The following is a 22,426-nucleotide window of genomic DNA, read 5'->3' on the forward strand; positions in this document are numbered from 1 at the left end:
CAGTCCCTGTCACCGCCTGTGTCCGGCTATTGCTGGATCGTCGCCCGATTGCCCTGGCCGCTCTGGCGCAGGTCGAGGCTGTTGCCCGCACCGGCCTGACTGATGGAGGCGTACTGGCTGGCGCCCTGCTGGCTGACGCTGACCTGGGCGTCGCTGGCCAGTCCCGCCTGCAGCAGATGGCCGTCGCCCAGTTGCTCGACACTCAGCTCGAGGTTGTCGCCCACCCCGACCGCACTGATCTCGTTGTCGTTGCCCTGGGTAGTCAGGGTCAGGCGCGAATCCTCACCGCCGATCAGGACGCCGGCGCTGTTGCGATTACCCTGCTGCTGCAGTTCGAGGCGGTTGCCATTGCCGGTCAGATTCACCTGGACGGCATTGTCGTCGCCGAGTTGCCGCGCGCTGACGCGCTGGGGGCTGGCGTCGAGGCCGTTCTGCTGCACCGCCGCCTGGTTGCGGTTGCCGATCTGGATCAGCTGGACGTCCTGCTGCCGCGCGCCCTGGCGAGCGCCAGCGCGGTTGTCGTCGCCGCGCTGCTCGACCACCGCCCGGTTGGCGGTGCCGCCCTGCAGCAGCTCGACCTCGTTGCGCGCGCCCAGGCTCAGCACCTCTTGGAGGTGATCCTCGCCCACCTGCCTGAGTCGCGCCGCGCTGTCGCGACCGTCCTGGAACAGATTCAGCCCGTTGCGCGCGCCCTCCTGCTCGATGCGCAGCCGCTGGTCGTCACCGCCCTGGCGCACCAGGGCTTCGTCGAGCAGGCCGCGCTGGACGATCTCCACCGTATTGCGCTGGCCATGGCCCTGGTAGACATAGGCGTGGCTCTGGCTGGCTTCGCCCTGGTCGATGCTGACCTCGCGCGCGCCACCGGCCGCCTGGGTGACATTGGTGAAGTTGCCCACGCCGCCCTGCTCGACGCGGGTACGGTCGCCCCGGGAGGCGCTCTGGGTGAGATAGGCCTGGCTGGCACGACCGCTCTGGCTGACCTCCAGGGTGCCCTGGCGGGTATCCGGCGCCTGGCTCAGGAAGGCGCCGAGGCGCTCGCCGCGCTGCTCCACGCGGGTCTGGTTGTCCAGCGCCCAGGTGGTGCTGGTCAGGCCGAGCAGGCCCAGGCAGGTCAGGAACTTGAAGGTAGGCACTCGGGCGATCCGGCAGCGGCAGACAGGGCAGTCTGCCGCCGGCCCGGCCCACCGGCCATCGCCCGAAAGACTGATATCAGCCGGGCAGGCGCAGGTGCGCGGCGACCGCCGCCGGCGTGGCCGCGGCCAGGTACGGCACCGTGCCCAGGCAGGGCGCCGGCAGGCGTTCGTGCAGGGTGGCCAGGTTGTTGTCCAGGCGCAGGGTGGCCGGTGCCACCAGGTTGGCCACCCAGCCGGCCAGGGTCAGGCCGTCGGCGAGGATGGCCTCGGCGCTGAGCAGGGCGTGGTTGATGCAACCCAGGCGCACGCCCACCACCAGGACGACCGGCAGACCCAGCTCGCGGGCCAGATCGGACAGGGACTCCCGGCCGGCCAGGGGCACGCGCCAGCCGCCGGCGCCTTCCACCAGGGTGAAGTCGGCCTGCAGCGCCAGGATCCGCCGCACCGGGGCGGCCAGGGCGGCGACGCTGAGGTCGATGCCGGCTTCGCGGGCTGCCAGATGCGGGGCGATGGCGGGTTCCAGGGCGATGGGATTGATGTCGGCGTAGTCGAGCGGCAGCGAGGTCTCGCCGAGCAGGGCCAGGGCGTCGCCGTTGCGCAGGCCCGCGGCGGTCCGTTCGCAGCCGGAGGCCACCGGCTTGACCCCGGCGGTGGCGAGACCCTGCAGCCGGGCCCGGTGCAGCAGGCCGGCGGCGATGGTGGTCTTGCCGATCTCGGTGTCGGTGCCGGTGACGAAGTAGGCGGACATGGGGGTCATTCCTTGCGCAGCAGGACGTGGATCACCTGGTAGGTGGCGGGCAGGCCGGCGGGCTCGCGCAGGCTCTCGTAGGCCTGGGTGAAGGCGGCCAGGCGCTGGCGACCGGTGAGGCCCTGGGGACGTCCCTGGTTGAGGTTGTGGGCGCCGATGGCCTTGAGGTGCTGGGTCAGGGCGCGCAGATCGGGGAAGTGCAGCCGCTCGGGCGCGACCTCCAGCGTCAGCCCCTGCAGGCCGCTGGCCTGGGCGGCGGCGACATAGGCCGTCTGGGGGCGGAAGCGATTGACGTGCACCTGGTCGTCCACCCGGGCCCAGCTCTGGCGCAGTTCGTCGAGGGTGCCGGCGACCAGGCTGCTGAAGGCCAGCACGCCACCCGGGCGCAGGATGCGCCGCGCCTCGGCGAGCACCCTGGGCAGGTCCGGACACCACTGCAGGGCCAGGCTGGAGACGATCAGATCGCAGCTCTCCGCCCGCAGCGGCAGGCGTTCGGCGTCGGCGGTCAGGTAGTGGCCGGCACCGGCGCCCTGGGCGCGGGCGTGGCGGAGCATGCCGGGCGCCAGGTCCAGGGCCAGGCCTTCGGCCTGCGGATGACGGCGGGCCAGGGCGCGACTGCAATAGCCGGTGCCACTGCCCAGGTCCAGCCAGCGTTGCGGGTCAAGAACCGGTAGCCGGGCGAAGAGGCCGTCGGCGACCCGGCGTTGCAGCAGGGCGGCGCCGTCGTACTGCGCGGCGGCGCGGGAAAAGGACAGCGCCACCTGGCGCTTGTCGGGCAATACGTCAGCCATCGCGTCCTGCATAGATGAATTCACGGATACGGGTGGCCACCTCGTCCGGGCGTTCCAGGGGCAGGCCATGGCTGGCGTGCTCCAGGACCTCGACCTGAGCATTGGGCAGCTCGTCGCGCAGTGCCTGGGCCGCCGCGGCCGGCACCAGGGCGTCGTGGGCGCCGAACAGGTGCAGCTGGGGACCGCTGAAGGCCTGCAGGGCGGCGCGGGTGTCCAGGCGTGCCAGCAACTCCAGGCCGGCGATGACCACCTCGGGCTCGATCTCCGGCAGGGTCACCTGCAACTGGCGGGCGAGGGTGCGGCTGTCGCGGGCGCCCTGGGCCACCAGCAGGGTGAAGCGCCTGAGGGTCTGGTCGGCATCCAGCGAGCAGGCCTCGAAGAAGTCGGTGAAGACGCTGCGCGCCATGGCGGTCTGCCAGCCGGCGCGGGCGACGAAGCAGGGATTGCTGGCCAGGGTGATGAGACCGTGCACGCCCTGGGGGCGGCGCAGGGTGAATTCGCTGGCGAGCATGCCGCCCAGCGACCAGCCGGCCAGCCAGCCGCCTTCGGCGATGCGGGCTTCCAGGTCGGTGAACCAGTCCTGGGTGTCGGCCAGGGCCGGCAGCGGCTCGATCAGCACGTCGAGAAAGGGGGCCTGCTCGACGAGTTCGTCACGCAGGGGCTCCAGCGGAGCACTGCCCAGGCCCCAGCCGGGCAGCAAGATCAGGGTATCGCGCATTGGTCGGTCACTTATCCGCGTCAGGCGGTAATTCGGCCATGGCCTGGGCCAGAGCGTCGAGCAAGAGGTCCACGTGCGCTTCGCGATGGGCCGCCGTCAGGGTCACCCGCAGACGGGCACTGCCGGCCGGTACGGTGGGCGGTCGGATGGCGGTGACCAGGATCCCGCGTCGGCGCAGGGCGGCGGAGAGTGCGAGGGCGCGCGCGCTGTCGCCGACCAGGATCGGCTGTATCGGCGTGGCGCTGAGCATAAGGTCCAGGCCGAGGGCCGTCGCGCCCCTGCGGAATCTCTGGATCAAAGTGTGCAGAAGCTCACGGCGCCAGCCCTCCTCACGGACGAGCTGCAGGGCGGCGAGGGTGGCGCAGGCCACCGCCGGCGGCTGGCTGGTGGTGTAGATATAGGGGCGGGCGAACTGGATCAGCGTCTCGATCAGTTCCTCGCTGCCGGCGACAAAGGCCCCGGCGGTGCCGCAGGCCTTGCCCAGGGTGCCGACCAGCACCGGGACCTGGCCCTGATCCAGGCCGAAGTGCTCGACGATGCCGCCGCCGCTGGCGCCCAGGGTGCCGATGCCGTGGGCATCGTCCACCAGGGTCCAGGCGCCGTGGCGCTGGGCGACCTCGCAGAGCTCAGGCAGGGCGGCCAGATCGCCGTCCATGCTGAAGACGCCGTCGGTGACCACCAGGGTGTCGCCCTCGGCCTTGGCCAGGCGCGTGGCCAGGCTGGCCGGATCGTTGTGCAGATAGCGGCCGAAGCGCGCGCCGCTGAGCAGACCGGCGTCGAGCAGGGAGGCATGGTTGAGGCGGTCTTCCAGCACGGTGTCGCCACGCCCGACCAGGGCGGTGACGGCTGCCAGGTTGGCCATGTAGCCGGTGGAGAACAGCAGGGCGCGTGGCCGCCCGGTGAGGTCGGCCAGGGCTTCTTCGACCTGGTGGTGCGGACCGCTGTGGCCGATCACCAGGTGCGAGGCGCCGCCGCCCACGCCCCAGCGCTCGGCGCCCGCGCGCAGGGCGGCGATCACCTGGGGATGATTGGCCAGGCCCAGGTAGTCGTTGCTGCAGAAGGCCAGCAGGGACTCGCCATCCACCACCACCTCGGGGCCCTGGGGCGCTTCCAGCAAAGGGCGGCGCCGATAGAGGTGCTCGGCGTGACGCTGGGCCAGGCGGGCGGCGAGGTCGAAGGCCATGGGGAGTCTCGGTAGCGTTGGAAGGCCCCTCACCCCAGCCCTCTCGCGAGGGGAGAGGGGGTGGTCTGGAGCGCGGGTTGGGCGGTGGTTTACCCTCACCCCGGCCCTCTCCCAGGGGGAGAGGGGAACGGCAGGGGTCAGGCGGTGGCGGCGTCGTAGAAGAGTTCGCCGTTGCGCTGCTCCACCAGGGCCTGCTCGATGGCGGCCTGGTGCACCTCGTCGGCGTGCTCTTCGCGGGCTTCGGGCTGGATGCCGAGGCGGGCGAACAGCTGCATGTCCTTGTCGGCCTGGGGATTGCCGGTGGTCAGCAGCTTCTCGCCGTAGAAGATGGAGTTGGCGCCGGCCAGGAAGGCCAGGGACTGCATCTGCTCGTTCATCTGCTCGCGACCGGCGGACAGGCGCACATGGGACTTGGGCATGAGGATGCGCGCCACCGCCAGGGTGCGGATGAAGTCGAAGGGATCGACGTCCTTCTCTTCGGCCAGCGGGGTGCCCTGGACCTTGACCAGCATGTTGATCGGCACCGACTCGGGGTGCTCGGGCAGGTTGGCCAGCTGGATCAGCAGGCCGGCACGGTCGTCCACCGACTCGCCCATGCCGAGGATGCCGCCGGAGCAGATCTTCATCCCGGCTTCACGAACGTAGGCCAGGGTCTGCAGGCGCTCGCCGTAGGTGCGGGTGGTAATGATGTTGCCGTAGAACTCCGGCGAGGTGTCCAGGTTGTGGTTGTAGTAGTCCAGGCCGGCGTCGGCCAGGGCGCGGGTCTGCTCCTGGTCCAGGCGGCCGAGGGTCATGCAGGTCTCCAGGCCCAGGGCCTTGACGCCCTGCACCATCTGCAGCACGTAGGGCATGTCCTTGGCGGAGGGATGCTTCCAGGCGGCGCCCATGCAGAAACGGGTGGAGCCGATGGCCTTGGCCTCGGCGGCCGCCTCCAGCACCTTCTGCACCTCCATCAGCTTTTCCTTTTCCAGACCGGTGTTGTAGTGGCCGGACTGGGGGCAGTACTTGCAGTCTTCCGGGCAGGCGCCGGTCTTGATCGACAGCAGGGTGGAGACCTGCACGCGATTGGGATCGAAGTGCTGGCGATGCACGCCCTGGGCCTGGAACAGCAGGTCGTTGAAGGGCTGCTGGAACAGGGCGCGGACTTCGGCGAGAGTCCAGTCGTGACGCAGGGCGGTAGCGCTCATGGGAGATCCTCGATGCATAGGACGGCCGGGTGCCGGAGCGGGGCCGATTAATGCGGTCGACCTTAGCCGAAGTCCTGGTCGACTACTGCTCATAAAATGAGCAATTGCCGGATTTTTCGCAGGGAGATTGATGGGGTGTGGTTTGGGACACGGTGGCGCGTGGATCGGGTCCGTTGAGCTTCACCGGGTTCGGTACGGGGTAAGTCGTAGGACTAATGCCAATCGCGGCTATGGGCCGCTCCTACAAAGGCATCACTCCCTGTAGGAGCGGTCGCTACGGCGCACCGGCATGGCCGCGATAAAGACGGTTGCTCCTACAGCAGCCGGATATTCCGTAGGAGCGGCCGCAGCGGCGGACCGTCATGGCCGCGATAGCCCCAACCTGAGCGACCTGGTTGGCTTCGCTACGCTCAGCCCAACCTACGTCAGAGCATCCGCTCCAGCCCCACGGCCTTGACCACCCAGGCGTTGAAGCGGCGCCAGGCGCTGCCCGGTTCGTGGTGCAGCACCCGCGGCTGGCCGTCGCGTTCGCTGACCCACTCCAGGCGCACCTGCCCGCGATCCTCGACGCGCTTGACCGCATAGGAGACGCTCGGGTCCATGCCCTGCCGCATCAGCTGGCGCAGGCGACCGGTGAGGACCGGGCTGTCCACCAGGACGCCGACCTCGGTATTCCACAGCACCGAGCGCGGATCGAAGTTGAAGGAGCCGATAAAGGACCAGCGCCCGTCGATGGCCATGGCCTTGCTGTGCAGACTGGATTCGGATTCGCCAAAGCTGTAGGGCAGCGCGGATCGCTTCTGGTCCGGGCGGGCGCGCAACTCATAGAGCCTGACCCCCTGGGCCAGCAGCGCCGCGCGATAGGGCGCGTAGCCGGCGTGCACGGCGGGCACGTCGGTGGCTTCCAGGGCGTTGGTCAGCACCCGCACATCGACGCCGCGGGCGGCCAGGCCGCCCAGGTAGGCGACCCCCTGATTCATCGGCACGAAGTAGGAAGAGACCAGCAGCAACTCGTGCTGGGCGCCGTCCAGGGTCGGTTGCAGCTGATGGGTGAGCAGCAGCTGCCAGTCCGGTTCGTCCTCGGCCAAGACCTTGCGCGGCGCATCCCAGAACGCCTGGGCGTGGGCCCAGGTCAGCTCCTGCAGCCAGCCGTCGAGCTGGGGCGCGGTGGCGTAGCGCCGCAGGCGGTTGTACAGCGCCAGGTCGCGGGTGCGTTCGCTGTCGAGGTAGTGATGCAGCCGCGCGCGCGGCCGCACCAGGGCGGTGGGCGAGGGGGCGAACCAGCGCAGCCGCCGGGCCGGCTGGCTCAGCGGACTGTTCCAGTACTGGTCGAAGCTGGTGCCCAGCTGGCGCGCCACCGGGCCGGCGGCGAGCAGGTCGAGATCGGTGAAATTCATCTCCGGGCGGGCATCGAAGTATTCGTCGCCCAGGTTGCGTCCGCCGACGATGGCCACGCTGTCGTCGGCCAGCCACAGCTTGTTGTGCATGCGGCGGTGCTGGTGGTTGAGATCCACCAGCCGGCCCAGGGCCCGGGTCGGACCGGTGCTGCGGCCCAGGTGCAGCGGATTGAAGACGCGGATCTGCACATTGGGATGGGCCGCCAGCACGGCGATCTGGTAATCGTTGCCGTCGCTGCTGGTGTCGTCGATGAGGAAGCGGATGCGCACGCCGCGATCCGCGGCCTTGAGCAGTTCATTGACCAGCAGCCGCGTGGTCAGGCCGTCGTGGACGATGTAGTACTGGATGTCCAGGCTGCGCTGGGCCTTGCGGATCAGCTCGGCGCGGGCGGTGAAGGCGTCGGTGCTGGTTTCCAGCAGGCGCAGTCCCGACAGACCCGGATGGGCGGCGCCGGCGGCGCGCACCTGGCTGTCCAGGGCGGTGCCGGCGACCGGCAGCACCTGGGAGGCGTGGCGCGGAATCGACGTGGCGCAGCCGGCCAGCAGCGCCAGCAGCAGGGGGACGAGCAGGCGGATCACAGGCTGTCCTTGAGGCGATACCAGAGCATGCCCAGGGCCAGCAGCGGCGACCTCAGGTGGCGACCGCCGGGAAAGCGCGCATGGGGCACCCGGGCGAAGAGGTCGAAACCGGCCGACTGAGCCAGGATGGCCTCGGCCAGCAGGTGACCGGCCAGGTGGGTGGCGTTGACCCCATGACCGGCATAGGCCTGGGCATGGAAGACGTTGGGGTGCTCGCGCAGCCGACCGATCTGCGGCAGGCGATTGGCGCCGATGCCGATCATGCCGCCCCAGGCGTAGTCGATCCGCACATCCGCCAGTTCGGGGAAGACCTCCAGCATCTTCGGCCTCATATAGCCGGCGATGTCCCGGGGATCGCGCCCGGAATAGTGGCAGGCGCCGCCGAACAGCAGGCGGCGGTCGGCGGAGAGGCGGAAGTAGTCCACCGCCACGTTCTGGTCGCAGACCGCGCGATTGCCCGGCAGCAGCCGCGCGGCGCGCTCGGCGGAGAGCGGCTCGGTGGCGATGACATAGCTGCCGGCCGGCAGGACCTGGGCGGCGAGGTCGGGTTGCAGGTCGTCGATATAGGCGTTGCAGCAGAGCACCAGGGTGTCGGCGCTGACCCGGCCGCGGGCAGTGTGGACGCGCACCCGGGGGCCGTATTCCAGGCGGGTGACCTGGCTGTCTTCGTGCAGCTGCACGCCCAGCGCCCGGGCCGCGGCGGCTTCGCCGAGGGCCAGGTTGAGCGGATGCAGGTGGCCGGAGCCCTCGTCGATCAGAGCACCCTGGTAGCGCTCGGAACCCACCACCTCCCCCAGGCGGGCCTTGGGCACCAGTCGCAGCGGATGGGGGTAACCCAGCGCCTGCAGCGCGGCATGCTCTTCCTGCAGGTGCCGCCAGTGGCGCGGCTTGTTGGCCAGGTCGGCGAAGCCCCAGGTGAGCGCGCAGTCGATGCCGTGGCGGGCGATGCGCTGGCGTACCCGATCCACCGCCTCGAAGCCCAGCCGCTTGAGTTCGCGTACCCCTTCGGCACCTATGACCGACTCGAATTGCTCGACGTCATGGCCGACGCCACGGATCAGCTGACCACCGTTGCGGCCGCTGGCGCCCCAGCCGATGCGGCGGGCTTCCAGCAGCACCACCCGGGCGCCCCGCTCGGCCAGCTCCAGGGCGGTATTGAGCCCGGAAAAGCCCCCGCCGACCACGCAGACATCCGCCTGGACCTCGCCCTCCAGGGGCGGAAAGTCCAGGTCCAGATTGGCGGTGGCGGCGTAATAGGAAGGCGCGTGGGGCTGCATAGGCGGCGTCTGATTTAGCAGGCGAAAGGGACGAGAGCCTGTTCAAAGTCTTGCGAGCTAGAGCCAGACAAGGAGAACAGACTTGAGGAAGCGGAGTTTACACAGAGTAAATGAGCATTCCGAAAGTCTGTTCGACGCGGTTTGGCCGACGCGCAGCTGACTTTGAATAGGTTCTAAGCCGTCGGGCGTTGGGCGACCAGGGTAAAGCTCATCGGCAACTGGGCGGTCTGGCCGATGTAGCCGTCATAGTCGGCCTCGCGATTGGAGTGCGGATGCTCTTCCAGCCGTTGCAGCCTCAGTCCGGCGTCCAGGCAGGCGGTGACGATGGCCCCCAGGGTATGGATATGCCAATAGCTCGGCGCGCCCTGGCCGTGATCCAGGCCGTCGTAGGTGATGAGGTCCGCGCTGACCAGCGGCTCGCGGCGGAAGTAGCTGTAGCGCGGCACCAGCGGCTGGTCCGCATGGGGCTCGAAGACTTCCAGGAAGGGATGGGTCTCGTAGATCACCAGGCGTCCGCCCGGTGCCAGCAGGCTCTGCACCGCGGCGAAGAAGGCCGGCAGGTCCGGCATCCAGTTCAGCACGCCGATGGTGATCAGCACCAGGTCGTGCTGGCCGAGCCCGGCGGGCAGGGCATAGATGTCGGCGGCCACCAGTCGCGGCGCCAGGCCCGCGGCTGTGGCCAGCTGCTCGCCCTGGGCGAGAAAGGCCGGCGACTGGTCGATGCCCAGGGCGGGCCGGGCGCCGAAGGCCGCCAGGGAAAGCAGTTCGCGGGCATTGTTGCAGCCGACCTGGGCGCAACTCAGGCCGCGGATGTCCAGTGCGGTGAGGGTGGCGGTCAGGCAGGCATCGAGGACCGAGAAGCCGGGTTGGCGAGCCTGTTCCAGCAGGCGCTGCCAGTCCTCGCCCTGGGCATGCAGCGGCGCCGACACCTCCCAGGCCTGGCGATTGGCGGCGGTGATGAGCTGACGCTGGTGGGGATCCATGGGCGGCCTCCTTGGCTGTCGATGCAAAACCCGCAGCCTAGACGGTGAACCCCGGGGTCGCCAGCCGTCAGTCCGGCACCGGCAGGCTCAGGGTCTCCTTGATCTCCTCCATCACGATGTAGCTCTTGGATTCGCGCACATGGGGCAGCTTGAGCAGGATGTCACCCAGCAGCTTGCGATAGGAGGCCATCTCGGAGATGCGCGCCTTGACCAGGTAGTCGAATTCGCCGGAGACCAGGTGGCATTCCAGCACCTGGGGCAGCTTGAGCACGGCGCGGCGGAATTCCTCGAAGGTGTCGCCGGACTTGTAGTCCAGGCTCAGCTCGACGAACACCAGCAGCCCGGCCTTGAGGTGCTGCGGATTGAGGCGGGCGTTGTAGCCCTGGATGATGCCTTCGCGCTCCAGCCGGCGGACGCGCTCGGTGCAGGGCGTGGTGGACAGCCCCACCCGTTCGCCCAGCTCGGTGAAGGAGATGCGGCCATCGTCCTGGAGGATGCGCAGGATGTTGCGGTCGATCTTGTCCAGCTCGCGTCTGGCCTGGTGATGGGTACGCATCGCGGGGGTCTCTGCCAAAGGGGTCTTTACCGGAAAATTACTCCGAATATAGGCAATTCTTCAGTGATTAGCACTGCGAGCGGCTTTCTATACTTGCCGTATCTGCCTTCATTCCGACGAAAGCCGGCGAAATCCTCTCACCGGCCAGGAGCTAGCGATGCGTGTACTGGTTTTGGGGAGCGGCGTCATCGGCACGACCAGCGCCTACTATCTGGCCCGTCAGGGTTTCGAGGTGGTCGTGGTCGATCGCCAGGCCGGTCCCGCCCTGGAGACCAGCCATGCCAACGCCGGTCAGGTCTCGCCTGGCTATGCCTCGCCCTGGGCCGCGCCCGGCGTGCCGCTCAAGGCGCTGAAGTGGCTGTTCCAGAAGCATGCGCCCCTGGCCATCCGCCTGACCGGCGACAGCAACCAGTACCTGTGGATGGCGCAGATGCTGCGCAACTGCACCGCGGCGCGCTATGCGGTCAACAAGGAGCGCATGGTGCGGCTGTCCGAATACAGCCGTGACTGCCTCGACGAGTTGCGACAGGACACCGGCATCGCCTACGAAGGCCGCCAGCTGGGCACCACCCAGATCTTCCGCACTCAGCAGCAGGTGGAGGCCGCGGCCAAGGACATCGCCGTCCTGGAGCGTTCCGGCGTGCCCTTCGAATTGCTCGACCGCGACGGCGTGGCCCGGGTCGAACCGGCGCTGGCGGCGGTCAAGCACAAGCTGGCCGGCGGCCTGCGCCTGCCCAACGACCAGACCGGCGACTGCTTCCTGTTCACCAATCGCCTGGCCGAGGAAGCCCGCCGCCTGGGCGTGGAATTCCGTTTCGGCGCCGAGATCCAGCAACTCAGCGCCAATGGCGATCGCATCGACGGCGTCAGGGTCGATGGCGAACTGCTCACCGCCGATCACTACGTGCTGGCCCTGGGCAGCTATTCGCCGCAATTGCTGGCACCCCTGGGCATCCGTGCGCCGGTCTATCCGCTCAAGGGCTACTCGCTGACGGTGCCCATCGTCGATGCCGCCATGGCACCGACCTCGACCATCCTCGACGAGACCTACAAGGTCGCCATCACCCGCTTCGACGATCGCATCCGCGTCGGCGGCATGGCTGAGATCTGCGGCTTCGACCTGAACCTGGATCCGCGCCGCCGCGCGACCCTGGAAATGATCACCGGCGATCTCTATCCTCGCGGTGGCGACCTCGCCCGGGCCAGCTTCTGGACCGGTCTGCGACCCGCCACCCCGGACGGGACCCCCATCGTCGGCGCCACCCGCTATCGCAACCTGTTCCTCAACACCGGGCACGGGACGCTGGGCTGGACCATGGCCTGCGGCTCCGGTCGCCTGCTGGCCGATCTGATCGCCCGCAAGCAGCCGCAGATCAGCGCCGAGGGTCTCGACATCTCCCGTTATTCCGCTACCCAGGAGTCCCCGCGCAATGCCCGTACAGCGTCTGCACACTGATCGCCGCCTCAGCGAAATCAACATCCACAACGGCACCGTCTACCTGGCCGGCCAGTTGGCCGACGACTTTTCCGGCGACATCTATCAGCAGACCCGCGAGACCCTGGCCAACGTCGATAAATTTCTTGCCGAGGCCGGCAGCGACAAGCAGCACATCCTGGTGGTGACCATCTTCCTGCGCGACATCGCCCTGCACTTCGAGGGCATGAACCGTGCCTGGGACGAATGGGCCGCCCAGGGCGCCACCCCGGGTCGCACCACCGTCGAAGCCAAGCTGGCCAAGCCGGACATCCTGGTGGAAATGAACGTCATCGCCGCCGTCAAGGCGTAAGACCGCTAGTCCCCCTCTCCCCCTGGGAGAGGGCCGGGGTGAGGGCGTTGTCCAGCCCTCCTGTCCCTCACTCTTCCCCTGCCGAGACCTCCCATGCGTCCCGCCCGCGCCGTCATCGACCTCGCCGCCCTGCGCCAGAACTATCGCCTGGCACTTGAACTCTCCGACGCCCGCGCCCTGGCGGTGATCAAGGCCGATGCCTATGGCCATGGCGCCGTGGCGGTGGCCAGTGCCCTGGCGGGCGAGGCCGACGGCTTCGCCGTGGCCTGCATCGAGGAGGCCCTGGAACTGCGCGCCGCCGGGATCCGCGCGCCCATCCTCTTGCTGGAAGGCTTCTTCGGCATCGACGAGCTGCCGCTGATCGCCGAGCACGAGCTCTGGACGGTGATCCACGCCGACTGGCAACTGGAGGCCCTGGAGCGGACCGCCCTGTCGCGACCGCTGCAGGTCTGGCTGAAGCTGGATTCGGGCATGCACCGGGTCGGCTTCTTTCCCCAGGACTATGCCGCCGCCTACCGGCGACTGCTGGCCAGCGGCAAGGTCAGCGGCATCGTCAAGCTGACCCACTTCGCCCGCGCCGACGAACCGGACAGCCCGGCCACCGCGGCGCAGATCGCCACCTTCCGCGCGGCCACCGAGGGCCTGCCCGGTCCCACCAGCCTGCGCAATTCGCCGGCGACCCTGGGCTGGCCCCAGGCGGCCGGCGACTGGGTGCGCCCCGGGCTGATGCTCTATGGCGTCTCGCCCTTCGCCACGGCCCAGGCCGCCGCCGAACGCCTGCAACCGGTGATGACCCTGACCTCGCGGGTGATCGCCGTGCGCGAACTGCCGGCTGGCGAGCCAGTAGGCTATGGCGCCCGCTACGTCACCGCCGGGCCGACCCGGGTCGGGGTGGTCGCCCTGGGCTATGCAGACGGCTATCCGCGCCATGCGCCCAACGGCACCCCGGTGGCCATCGAAGGGCGTCCCGGCCAGCTGATCGGGCGGGTATCCATGGACATGCTGACCGTCGACCTCACCGATCATCCCCAGGCCGGGGTGGGCAGCGAGGTGGAATTCTGGGGCCGCCAGGTGTCGGTGGCGGACCTGGCCGAGCGCTGCGACACCATCCCCTACCAATTGCTGTGCAACCTCAAGCGGGTGGCGCGCAGCTATCGCGACTAGGCCCTGGACGGGGCCTTTGCCCGCTGCCGCCGCCAGGCGAGTGCCGCCCGGGGGCCACACGTCCGCCGTAGTGTTGTAAATCTCGAACAGCGTTGCCATGATGCTGAACACCGTGCCACGGCACGCCCTCAGCGCGTGGCCTGGCCACGTCTCACCCGCCTGCTCGAGGAGTCTTTTCCACCTTGGACGTCGGTGCCCGCCTGCAAACCATCCGTACCCTCAAGGGCCTGTCCCAGCGCGAACTCGCCAAGCGTGCCGGGGTGACCAACAGCACCATCTCGATGATCGAGAAGAACAGCGTCAGCCCCTCCATCAGTTCGCTGAAAAAGGTGCTGGCCGGCATTCCCATGTCGCTGGTGGAATTCTTTTCCCTGGACCTGGAGCAGGACACGCCGACCCAGGTGGTCTATCGCGCCAATGAGCTCATCGACATCTCCAGCGGCGCCCACACCGTGCGCATGCGCCTGGTAGGCCGCGCCCATCCCAGTCGCGCCCTGGCCTTTCTCGACGAGACCTATCCGCCCGGCGCCGACACCGGCGAAGAGATGTACGCCCATGAAGGCGAGGAGGCCGGCCTGGTGGTGGAAGGCCGCCTGGAGCTGACCGTGGGCGGCGAGGTGCACATCCTCGAACCCGGCGACAGCTACTACTTCGAAAGCAGCCGCCCGCACCGCTTCCGCAATCCCTTCGAAGCCCCCGCCCGGCTGATCAGCGCGACCACCCCGGCGAATTTCTAAGCGCTTGCGCTATGGCGGTCGCAGGGTGGAAAACGGCGCAGCCTTTTCCACGTTGAAGTGAGTGTCTGGGGCGGCCCTCACCCCAACCCTCTCCCGGAGGGAGAGGGGGCTATCCGAGTGAGCGCTCGAGTTCCTCTGTCCGCGTAGGGTGGAAAACGGCGCAGCCTTTTCCACGTTGAAGTGAGTGTCTGGGGCGGCCCTCACCCCAGCCCTCTCCCGGAGGGAGAGGGGGCTGTCCGAGTGGGCGCTCGAGTTCCTCTGTCCGCGTAGGGTGGAAAACGGCGCAGCCTTTTCCACCTGGAGGCCGGTGCCTGGGGGCGCCCTCACCCCAGCCCTCTCTCGGAGGGAGAGGGGGCTGTCCGAGTGGGCGCTCGAGTTCTTCTGTCCGCGTAGGGTGGAAAACGGCGCAGCCTTTTCCACCTGGAAGCCGGTGCCTGGGGCGGCCCTCACCCCAACCCTCTCCCGGAGGGAGAGGGGGCTGTCCGAGTGGGCGTTTGTCCCCAGCGCTCCTGGACAGATCGCGATCGGCCGCCGCGATAGGAATTTCAGCAGCGAATCGCGGCCATGGGCCGCTCCTACAGGGGGGATGCTTTTGTAGGAGCGGTCGCTACAGCGCACCGGCATGGCCGCGATAAAGACAGTTGCTTCTACAAAGCAGTCCCCCACAACGCCTCCTCATCGATCCCCAGCGCCGCCAACTCCGCCCGGCGTAGTGGTTCGTCCTGGGCGAGAAAGAATTCGTCCAGTTGCGGTGGCGCCACGCCGCTGGCCAGGAGCAGGGCGTGGGCCTGGCCGCGGTGGTGCAGCTGGTGCACGAAGAGGTGCTGCAGGGTGCGCAGTCGCCCTTCCCGGACCGGGCCGCTGGCGCGGGGCAGGGTGATGAGCTGGCTCAGTTGCGGCGGAGCGAGGCCGCGGCACAGCGCGATCAGGCGCTGGTCGCTGGCGGTCTGGGCTGCATGCAGCGTCGCCAGGTCGGGCCAGTCCGTGTCCTGGTAGGGCCGGGGCTGGTCGTGCAGGGCATCGAGATAGAAGCGATCCACGTCGAGCAGATGGCCGAGCAGGGCCCAGAGCGAGCCGAAGAAGGCGGCGGGTTGGGGCGCCCGCAGGGCTTCCGGTGACAAACCGGCGCAGGCCGCCAGCAGGCGATGGTTCGACCAGCGATTGTTGCAGGCCTGGGCCAGCAGCAGGAGAGCGGTCATGGGCAGGTCCTCGACAAGGCGCGCGGACACCTACTGTAACGCGCCTGGTTGTGCGGGGGGTCGCAGCCTGGAGGCGTCCATGATTGAGGGGCTGTCGGCACTTTGCCATGCTCCGCCGCTCTGCTGCCCACCTGCAAGGATGCGCCTGATGCCTCGAATGTTGCCCTGGTTGGGCCTGGTCGCCGCCCTGTGCCTGGGTGGCCCGGTCCGCGCCGCCGAATCCGTCGCCCTGCCCGAGCTGCCCTACATCCCCCTGGGCGTGGTCGGTCACGACAACAACGCCGCCTATCCCGATGCGCAGATGGAAAGGCGCCTGCAACTGCTCGACCGCTACAACCTGCGCAGCTACCGCTCCGGCGAATTCCTGTTGCTGGATCAGCCGCGCCTGGATCGCCTGGTGGCCCTGGCCCGCCAGTACCGCATCACCCTGCGACCGGTGATCACCCAGCAGCTGACCCAGGCCCAGGCCTATGCCCTGGCCAAGCGCTATGCCAAGGACATCAAGATCTGGGAGATCGGCAACGAGCAGGATCACTCGCGGGTCGGCGCGGGTATCCGCATCAGTCGCCTGGTGGACATCTACCGTGGCATCCGCCGCGCCTCCGACGAATTGGACGCCGGCCTCAAGACCACCATCAACGTGATGTCCTGCAATTCCTACGACACCGGGCCCAAGGCGCGTTGCCCGGGCGATCGCCTGGGCTCCATGTGGTTTCTCGATCAGGCCAAGGCGGCCGGCTTCGATTTCGACTACATCAGCTTTCACTACTACCCGCACTACCAGGATCGCGGCCACTGGATGGATCTCTACCTGGGGCAGATGCGCGCCATGGCGGAAAAGTACCGGACGCAGATCTTCTACAACGAGGTCAATTGCGCGGAGATCTACAAGGGCACCACCGACGGTGGCCGGCCGGGGGATCGCAGCTGTTATGACAGCCTCGAATACATCCTCTCCGAGCTCAATGGGCGCTATCGCGACATCGTCCGCGAGATCAACGTCTACGAGCTGCTCGACGAGCCGACCCATCCAGTTGCCCATGAGCGTCACTTCGGGCTGATGTACGACCTGGACCGGCCCAAACCGGTCATGGAACTGGTCCGTCGCTATGCCGGCACGCCCTGAGCCGCCAGAAAGCGGACAAACCTGACTTTATCGCTGGGACAGGTCTTTCGGGTGACCAGACGGTCACCGACGAACGGTAGACAAAGTGCCATCATCGGCACCGTACATCTGGCAAAACGCTGCGTTTACCCCTGCTTCGTGATGGCACGGGTTCTTATTGGTCTAGCGCTTGCACTAGGCTTTGCAGGTGTTGGGGAAACGATCTTCCCCGGCAGTTTTCCTGCTGTACCGAGGTGGGATGCACGGATCGAATCGCGCACCTCGGCCTATCTGGTTCCTTTGCATGACAATCCTTAGCTCCATCTCCCGCCGCCTGCCGCGTCAGGCGCTGCTCTTGCCTGCCCTGTTCGCCACCGCTTCGCTTGCCACCTCCGCCCAGGCCGTTGACCTGGTCGGTCTCAACTTCTCCGGCGCCACCTTCGCCGCCCAGATCCTGCCCGGTGTCAACGACCGCAACTTCATCTTCCCGGCCGAGAGCCATTTCCAGCAGTGGAGCGCCAAGGGCGTGAAGCTGGTGCGCTTTCCCATTCTCTGGGAGCGCCTGCAACCGTCCATGGGGGTCAATCTCGATCCCACCTATGCCGGCCTGATCGATCGCACCCTGGGCTACGCCCAGAAGTATGGCGTCAAGGTCATCCTCGATCTGCACAACTACGCCCGTTACCAGGGCAAGGTCATCGGCGCGGGCGAAGTCCCCTACGAGGCCTTCCAGAATCTCATGACCCGCGTCGCCCAGCGCTGGGGCACCCATGCGGCGCTCTATGGCTACGACATCATGAACGAGCCCCACGACGCCGTGAGCAACTGGCCGACCGCTGCCCAGTACGGCATCGACGGTGTGCGCGTGGTCGATTCGACCCACCCGATCTTCATCGAAGGCAACGGCTGGGCCGACACCACCCGCTGGCCGCAGTGGAACGATGCGCTGCTCAAGCTCAAGGATCCGGCCAACAACCTGATCTTCATGGCCCAGGCCTTCTTCGACACCAGCCTGAACGTGGCGACCCTCTCGCCGAGCTATGGCGTCGAGCGCCTCAAGCCCTTCGTCTCCTGGCTCAAGACCAACAACAAGCGCGGCTTCATCGGCGGCTTCGGCGTACCTGACACGGATGCGCGCTGGTTGCCCATCCTCGACGGCATGCTGGCCTATCTGAAGCAGAACTGCATTCCGGCCACCTACTGGGCCGCCGGCCCGGGCTGGGGCACCTACAACCAGGCGGTCGAGCCGATCAATGGCAAGGACCGTCCGCAGTGGGCGGTGCTGGCCAAGTACCTGGACAAGGACAGCTGCGCCGGCATCGGCCCGCAGGTGACTCCGACCGCTACCACGCCGCCCAAGACCGAGACCGCTACCAGCGGCGCGACCGCCGGCAGCACCGGCGGGACCGGGGCCTCGGGCACTGCCGGGGCGACCACCGGCACCACCACCGGCGCCGTGCCCGCCACGGGTAGCGGCACCACGGGCACCACCACGGGCGGTGCCACGACAGGCGCTACCACCGGTGCGGCCACCGGTACCACCGCCAACGCCGCGACCTCGTCCAAGCTGACCACTGTCGAGCAGCTCTACCTGGCCTACTACGGTCGAGCGGCCGATGCCGGTGGCCTCAACTACTGGGCCTCGCGCCTGGCCAGCGACATGAGCGTCGAGCAACTGGCAGCCACCTTCGCCGCCAATGGCGAGTCGACCGCCCTCTATGGCGCGCTGAGCGGCGCCGCTCTGGTCAACCAGGTCTACCAGAATCTCTATGGCCGTAGCGCCGACAGCAGCGGCAGCGCCTTCTGGACCAGCCGCCTGGCCAATGGTGTCACCTCCCGCGCCAATCTGCCGTTGGAAGTCCTGCGCGCCGCCGCTGGCGACGACAAGACCGCCTTCGACAAGAAGGTGAGCGCGGCGCTGGCCCAGGGCACTGCCACCACGACCACGCCGACCCCCGCGGCCAGCGTGCAACCGGTGCAGAACGTGGTCCAGCCGGTTACCGGTGGGACTGTTGCCTCGGCTCCGCTGAGCGGCTACAAGAACATCCCGCTGGGGGTGGTCGGCCACGACAACAGCGCGGCCTATCCGCCGGCCGAAATGGAAGCCCGCTTGCAGGTCCTGGCTGCGCGCAACCTGCGCACCTATCGCTCCGGCGAGTATCTGGTGATGAACCTGCCCGAGCTGGATCGGCTGGTGGCCCTGGCCCGCAAGTACAACATCACCCTGCGACCGGTCATCACCCACAAGCTGACCCAGGCGCAGGCCTATGCCCTGGCCAAGCGCTACGCCAACGACATCAAGATCTGGGAAGTCGGCAACGAGCAGGACTATTCCAAGGCGGGAGCGCAGGATCGCATCAACACCCTGGTCGGCATCTATCGTGGCATCAAGCAGGCCTCGGACGAGCTGGGCGCCAACCTCAAGACCACCATCAACGTGATGGCGTGCAACTCGGATGACCGCACCGCCACCGCCCGTTGCCCGGGTGATCGCAATGGGGCCATGTGGTTCCTCGACCAGGCCAGGGCGTCGGGCTTCAACTTCGACTACATCAGCTTCCACTACTACCCGTACTTCGATGACAAGGGCTACTGGATGGACATGTACCTGGGGCAGATGCGCGCCATGGCCACCAAGTACAAGACCAAGGTGTTCTTCAACGAGATGAACTGCGGCAACGTCTACCAGGGCAACACCGACGGCGGCCGTGACGGCGATCGGGCCTGCTACGACAGCGTCAAGCAAATGCTCACGGTGCTCAACACCAGCTACAAGGACGTGGTGGCCGAGATCAACGTCTACGAACTGCTCGACGAGCCGAGCCTCTCGGTGATCCACGAGCGCCACTTCGGGATGATGTACGACCTCAAGCGTCCCAAGCCGATCTTCGACATGGTGACCAGCTTCGCCAAGTAAGACCCCGGCGCGGCCAGACCGCCGCCCCCGCTACCTGACCGGTAGCGGGGGCGGTGTCGTTTTGGGGGTTAGAAATGGGGGGAGGGTGTCAGTCCGGCGTGGGGCGGGCCCTCACCCTGACCCTCTCCCAGGGGGAGAGGGGACTGCTCGGCGTGGGGCGAGTCACCGGAGTAACTTCGGACGCCCCCTCTCCCTTTGGGAGAGGGCCGGGGTGAGGGTGTCAGTCAGGCATGGGGCGGGCCCTCACCCTAACCCTCTCCCAAGGGGAGAGGGGACTGATCGGCGTGGGGCGAAGCCTGGGATGACTTCGGACGCCTCCTCTCCCTTTGGGAGAGGGCTGGGGTGAGGGTGTCAGTTCAGAGTGAAGCGGGCCCTCACCCTAACCCTCTCCCAAGGGGAGAGGGGATTGCTCGGTGTGGGGCGAGTCACCGGAGTAACTTCGGACGCCCCCTCTCCCTCCGGGAGAGGGCTGGGGTGAGGGTGTCAGTCAGGCCTGGGGCGGGTCCTCACCCTAACCCTCTCCCAGGGGGAGAGGGGACTGATCGGCGTGGGGCGAAGCCTGGGATGACTTCGGACGCCCCCTCTCCCTCCGGGAGAGGGCTGGGGTGAGGGTGTCAGTCAGGCCTGGGGCGGGTCCTCACCCTAACCCTCTCCCAGGGGGAGAGGGGACTGATCGGCGTGGGGCGAAACCTGGGGTGACTTCGGATACCCCCTCTCCCTTTGGGAGAGGGCTGGGGTGAGGGAGCCACCCACTGGAGACCTTCCTCCTCAACCCCGCTTGAGCATCGCCCGCATCGCCGCAAGGGCATCGTTGCCGCGGGCGGCCTTCTGTTCCTGGGGCGCTTCTTCCAGACCTTCCCACTGCAGGTCCTCGGGCGGCAACTCATCCAGGAAGCGACTGGGGGTGCAGTCGATCAGCTCGCCGTACTGCTTGCGCCGGGTGGCATAGGTGAAGGCCAGGGTCTGGCGCGCGCGGGTGATGCCCACGTAGGCCAGGCGGCGCTCCTCCTCGATGGTGTCGGCCTCGATGCTGGAGCGGTGCGGCAGGATCTCCTCCTCCATGCCCATGATGAACACATAGGGGAATTCCAGGCCCTTGGAGGCGTGCAAGGTCATCATCTGCACCCCGTCGGCGCCTTCCTCTTCCTCCTGCTGGCGTTCGAGCATGTCGCGCAGGACCAGCTTGGCGATGGCGTCCTCGATGGTCATCTGGCCGTCTTCATCCTTTTCCAGGATGTTCTTCAAGGCATCCAGGAGGAACCAGACGTTGCCCATACGGAAGTCAGCGACCTTGTCGGAGCTGGCGTTCTGGCGGATCCAGTTCTCGTAGTCGATGTCCATCACCATGCTGCGCAGGGCGCCGATCGGATCCTCACCCGCGCAATTCTTGCGTACCCCGTCCATCCAGCGCTTGAAGCGCCCCAGGCGTTCGGTGAAGCGGGCGTCCAGGTGCTCACCCAGGCCGATCTCGTCGGCGGCGGCGTACATCGAGCGATCCCGGCTGCCGGCGTAGTTGCCGAGCTTTTCCAGGGTGGTGGAGCCGATCTCCCGGCGCGGTACGTTGATCACCCGCAGGAAGGCGTTGTCGTCGTCCGGATTGACCAGCAGGCGCAGGTAGGACATCACGTCCTTGACCTCCTGGCGGGCGAAGAAGCTGGTGCCGCCGGAGAGCCGGTAGGGGATCTGGTGGTGCTGGAGTTTCAGCTCCATCAGCTTGGCCTGGTGGTTGCCGCGATAGAGGATGGCGAAATCCGCGTAAGGCCGCTGGGTCTTGAGGTGCAGGGTGAGGATCTCCAGGGCGATACGCTCGGCCTCGCCGTCCTCGTTCTTGCAGCGCAGCACCCGGATCGGATCGCCGTGGCCCATCTCGCTCCACAGCTGCTTCTCGAACACGTGGGGATTGTTGGCGATGAGCACGTTGGCGCACTTGAGGATGCGGCTGGTGGAGCGGTAGTTCTGCTCCAGCATCACCACCTTGAGCGAGGGGAAGTCGTCCTTGAGCTGCATCAGGTTTTCCGGCCGCGCACCGCGCCAGGCATAGATCGACTGGTCGTCGTCGCCCACCACGGTGAATTGGGCGCGCTCCTGCACCAGCATCTTCACCAGCAGGTATTGGCTGGTGTTGGTGTCCTGGTATTCGTCCACCAGCATGTAGCGGATGCGATTGCGCCAGCGCTCCAGCACCTCGGGGTGTTCCTGGAACAGCTTGACCGGCATCAGGATGAGGTCGTCGAAATCCACCGCGTTGTAGGCCTTGAGGGTGCGCTGATAGTGCAGGTAGACCACCGCGGCGGTCTGCTCCTTGGGGGTGCGCGCCTTTTCCAGGGCCTCGTCCGGCAGGATGAGGTCGTTCTTCCAGTTGCCGATGTAGTTCTTGATCTCGTCCAGGCCGTCGTCGCCCTGGTATTCCTTCTGCATGATGTCGGTGAGCAGCGCCTTGATGTCGCCCTCGTCGAAGATCGAGAAGCCGGGCTTGTAGCCCAGATGCGCGTACTCGCGGCGGATGATGTTCAGCCCGAGGTTGTGGAAGGTGGACACGGTCAGGCCGCGGCCTTCGCCGGCCTTGAGCAGGCTGGCCACCCGCGCCTTCATCTCGCGCGCCGCCTTGTTGGTAAAGGTCACGGCGCAGATGTACTGGGCGCGGATGCCGCACTGCTGCACCAGGTAGGCGATCTTGCGGGTGATGACGCTGGTCTTGCCGGAGCCGGCACCGGCCAGCACCAGCAGGGGACCGCTGATGTAGGCCACGGCTTCGGCCTGGCGGGGGTTGAGCTTGGACATGGCGGACCGGGGTGATGACGCTGGGCAAGAATTCTACCAGCGCCGGTCCCCGCGGTCAGAGCCTGATTCAAAGTCTGCTGCGCGTCGGCCAACCTGCGTTGAAAAGGCCTTCGGAATGCTCATTTACACTATGTAAACTCCGCTTCCTCAGGCCTTTTCGCCTCGTTTGGCTCTAGCTCGCGAG

Annotated in this window: 18 protein-coding genes; 6 read left to right on the forward strand and 12 right to left on the reverse strand. The window is 67.6% G+C overall.

What is annotated here, in order from left to right; all coding sequences use genetic code 11:
* Positions 1-26: 26 nt before the first annotated feature.
* From PSEK12I1_RS0103075 to PSEK12I1_RS0103120, 10 genes are all read right to left on the reverse strand, one after another.
* Positions 27-1,133, reverse strand: a complete 1,107-nt coding sequence (locus PSEK12I1_RS0103075) for a curlin (protein ID WP_027600652.1) — start codon at positions 1,131-1,133, stop codon at positions 27-29.
* Between the two features lie 76 nt (positions 1,134-1,209).
* A complete protein-coding gene (bioD, locus tag PSEK12I1_RS0103080; RefSeq protein WP_027600653.1) occupies positions 1,210-1,881 on the reverse strand; it encodes a dethiobiotin synthase in 672 nt (223 codons plus the stop codon).
* A gap of 5 nt (positions 1,882-1,886) precedes the next feature.
* Positions 1,887-2,684 carry a malonyl-ACP O-methyltransferase BioC gene (gene bioC, locus PSEK12I1_RS0103085; RefSeq protein WP_027600654.1) on the reverse strand — a complete coding sequence of 266 codons (798 nt, stop codon included), beginning with the start codon at positions 2,682-2,684 and terminating at the stop codon, positions 1,887-1,889.
* Positions 2,665-3,390, reverse strand: coding sequence for an alpha/beta fold hydrolase (locus PSEK12I1_RS0103090; protein ID WP_007159870.1), 726 nt, complete (start codon positions 3,388-3,390; stop codon positions 2,665-2,667). The genes bioC and PSEK12I1_RS0103090 overlap by 20 nt, the downstream gene beginning before the upstream one ends.
* Positions 3,391-3,397: 7 nt before the next feature.
* Positions 3,398-4,573 carry an 8-amino-7-oxononanoate synthase gene (gene bioF / locus PSEK12I1_RS0103095; RefSeq protein ID WP_027597422.1) on the reverse strand — a complete coding sequence of 392 codons (1,176 nt, stop codon included), beginning with the start codon at positions 4,571-4,573 and terminating at the stop codon, positions 3,398-3,400.
* Between the two features lie 137 nt (positions 4,574-4,710).
* The gene (bioB, locus tag PSEK12I1_RS0103100; protein WP_027600655.1) at positions 4,711-5,760 is read right to left on the reverse strand and encodes a biotin synthase BioB; all 1,050 of its coding nucleotides are present in this window, start codon (positions 5,758-5,760) and stop codon (positions 4,711-4,713) included.
* A gap of 425 nt (positions 5,761-6,185) precedes the next feature.
* Positions 6,186-7,736, reverse strand: coding sequence for a phospholipase D family protein (locus tag PSEK12I1_RS0103105; protein WP_027600656.1), 1,551 nt, complete (start codon positions 7,734-7,736; stop codon positions 6,186-6,188).
* Positions 7,733-9,013, reverse strand: coding sequence for an FAD-binding oxidoreductase (locus tag PSEK12I1_RS0103110; protein WP_027600657.1), 1,281 nt, complete (start codon positions 9,011-9,013; stop codon positions 7,733-7,735). Before PSEK12I1_RS0103110 ends, PSEK12I1_RS0103105 begins: the two co-directional genes overlap by 4 nt.
* A gap of 173 nt (positions 9,014-9,186) precedes the next feature.
* On the reverse strand, positions 9,187-9,996 hold the full coding sequence (locus PSEK12I1_RS0103115) for a bifunctional 2-polyprenyl-6-hydroxyphenol methylase/3-demethylubiquinol 3-O-methyltransferase UbiG (RefSeq protein ID WP_027600658.1): 810 nt from the start codon (positions 9,994-9,996) through the stop codon (positions 9,187-9,189).
* Positions 9,997-10,063: 67 nt separating this feature from the next.
* Positions 10,064-10,552 (reverse strand): Lrp/AsnC ligand binding domain-containing protein, encoded by a 489-nt coding sequence (locus PSEK12I1_RS0103120; protein WP_007159864.1) that lies wholly within the window; start codon positions 10,550-10,552, stop codon positions 10,064-10,066.
* Between the two features lie 157 nt (positions 10,553-10,709).
* On the opposite strand from PSEK12I1_RS0103120, the gene dadA reads away from it, so the two are divergent.
* The 4 genes from dadA (at position 10,710) to PSEK12I1_RS0103140 (ending at position 14,240) form a co-directional block, all read left to right on the forward strand.
* Positions 10,710-12,008, forward strand: coding sequence for a D-amino acid dehydrogenase (dadA, locus tag PSEK12I1_RS0103125; protein WP_027600659.1), 1,299 nt, complete (start codon positions 10,710-10,712; stop codon positions 12,006-12,008).
* Positions 11,983-12,339, forward strand: a complete 357-nt coding sequence (locus PSEK12I1_RS0103130) for a RidA family protein (protein WP_027597427.1) — start codon at positions 11,983-11,985, stop codon at positions 12,337-12,339. The genes dadA and PSEK12I1_RS0103130 overlap by 26 nt, the downstream gene beginning before the upstream one ends.
* Before the next feature lie 93 nt (positions 12,340-12,432).
* Positions 12,433-13,503 carry an alanine racemase gene (gene alr / locus PSEK12I1_RS0103135; protein WP_027600660.1) on the forward strand — a complete coding sequence of 357 codons (1,071 nt, stop codon included), beginning with the start codon at positions 12,433-12,435 and terminating at the stop codon, positions 13,501-13,503.
* 182 nt (positions 13,504-13,685) lie between these two features.
* A complete protein-coding gene (locus tag PSEK12I1_RS0103140) occupies positions 13,686-14,240 on the forward strand; it encodes a cupin domain-containing protein (RefSeq protein WP_007159860.1) in 555 nt (184 codons plus the stop codon).
* A gap of 647 nt (positions 14,241-14,887) precedes the next feature.
* Here the strand turns inward: PSEK12I1_RS0103140 and PSEK12I1_RS0103150 are convergent.
* Complete coding sequence (locus PSEK12I1_RS0103150) at positions 14,888-15,439, reverse strand: DinB family protein (RefSeq protein WP_027600662.1); 552 nt, start codon at positions 15,437-15,439, stop codon at positions 14,888-14,890.
* 148 nt (positions 15,440-15,587) lie between these two features.
* Between PSEK12I1_RS0103150 and PSEK12I1_RS0103155 the strand changes: the two genes are divergently transcribed.
* Together PSEK12I1_RS0103155 and PSEK12I1_RS0103160 are read left to right on the forward strand one after the other, a co-directional pair.
* Complete coding sequence (locus PSEK12I1_RS0103155) at positions 15,588-16,565, forward strand: glycosyl hydrolase 53 family protein (RefSeq protein WP_231501030.1); 978 nt, start codon at positions 15,588-15,590, stop codon at positions 16,563-16,565.
* Between the two features lie 283 nt (positions 16,566-16,848).
* Positions 16,849-19,461, forward strand: coding sequence for a cellulase family glycosylhydrolase (locus PSEK12I1_RS0103160; RefSeq protein WP_027600664.1), 2,613 nt, complete (start codon positions 16,849-16,851; stop codon positions 19,459-19,461).
* Positions 19,462-20,229: 768 nt separating this feature from the next.
* Here the strand turns inward: PSEK12I1_RS0103160 and rep are convergent.
* A complete protein-coding gene (rep, locus tag PSEK12I1_RS0103165; RefSeq protein WP_027597433.1) occupies positions 20,230-22,242 on the reverse strand; it encodes a DNA helicase Rep in 2,013 nt (670 codons plus the stop codon).
* Positions 22,243-22,426 lie beyond the last annotated feature (184 nt).

Origin of the sequence: Pseudomonas sp. MOIL14HWK12:I1, assembly GCF_000510705.1 — a bacterium.
GTDB lineage: Bacteria > Pseudomonadota > Gammaproteobacteria > Pseudomonadales > Pseudomonadaceae > Chryseomonas > Chryseomonas oryzihabitans.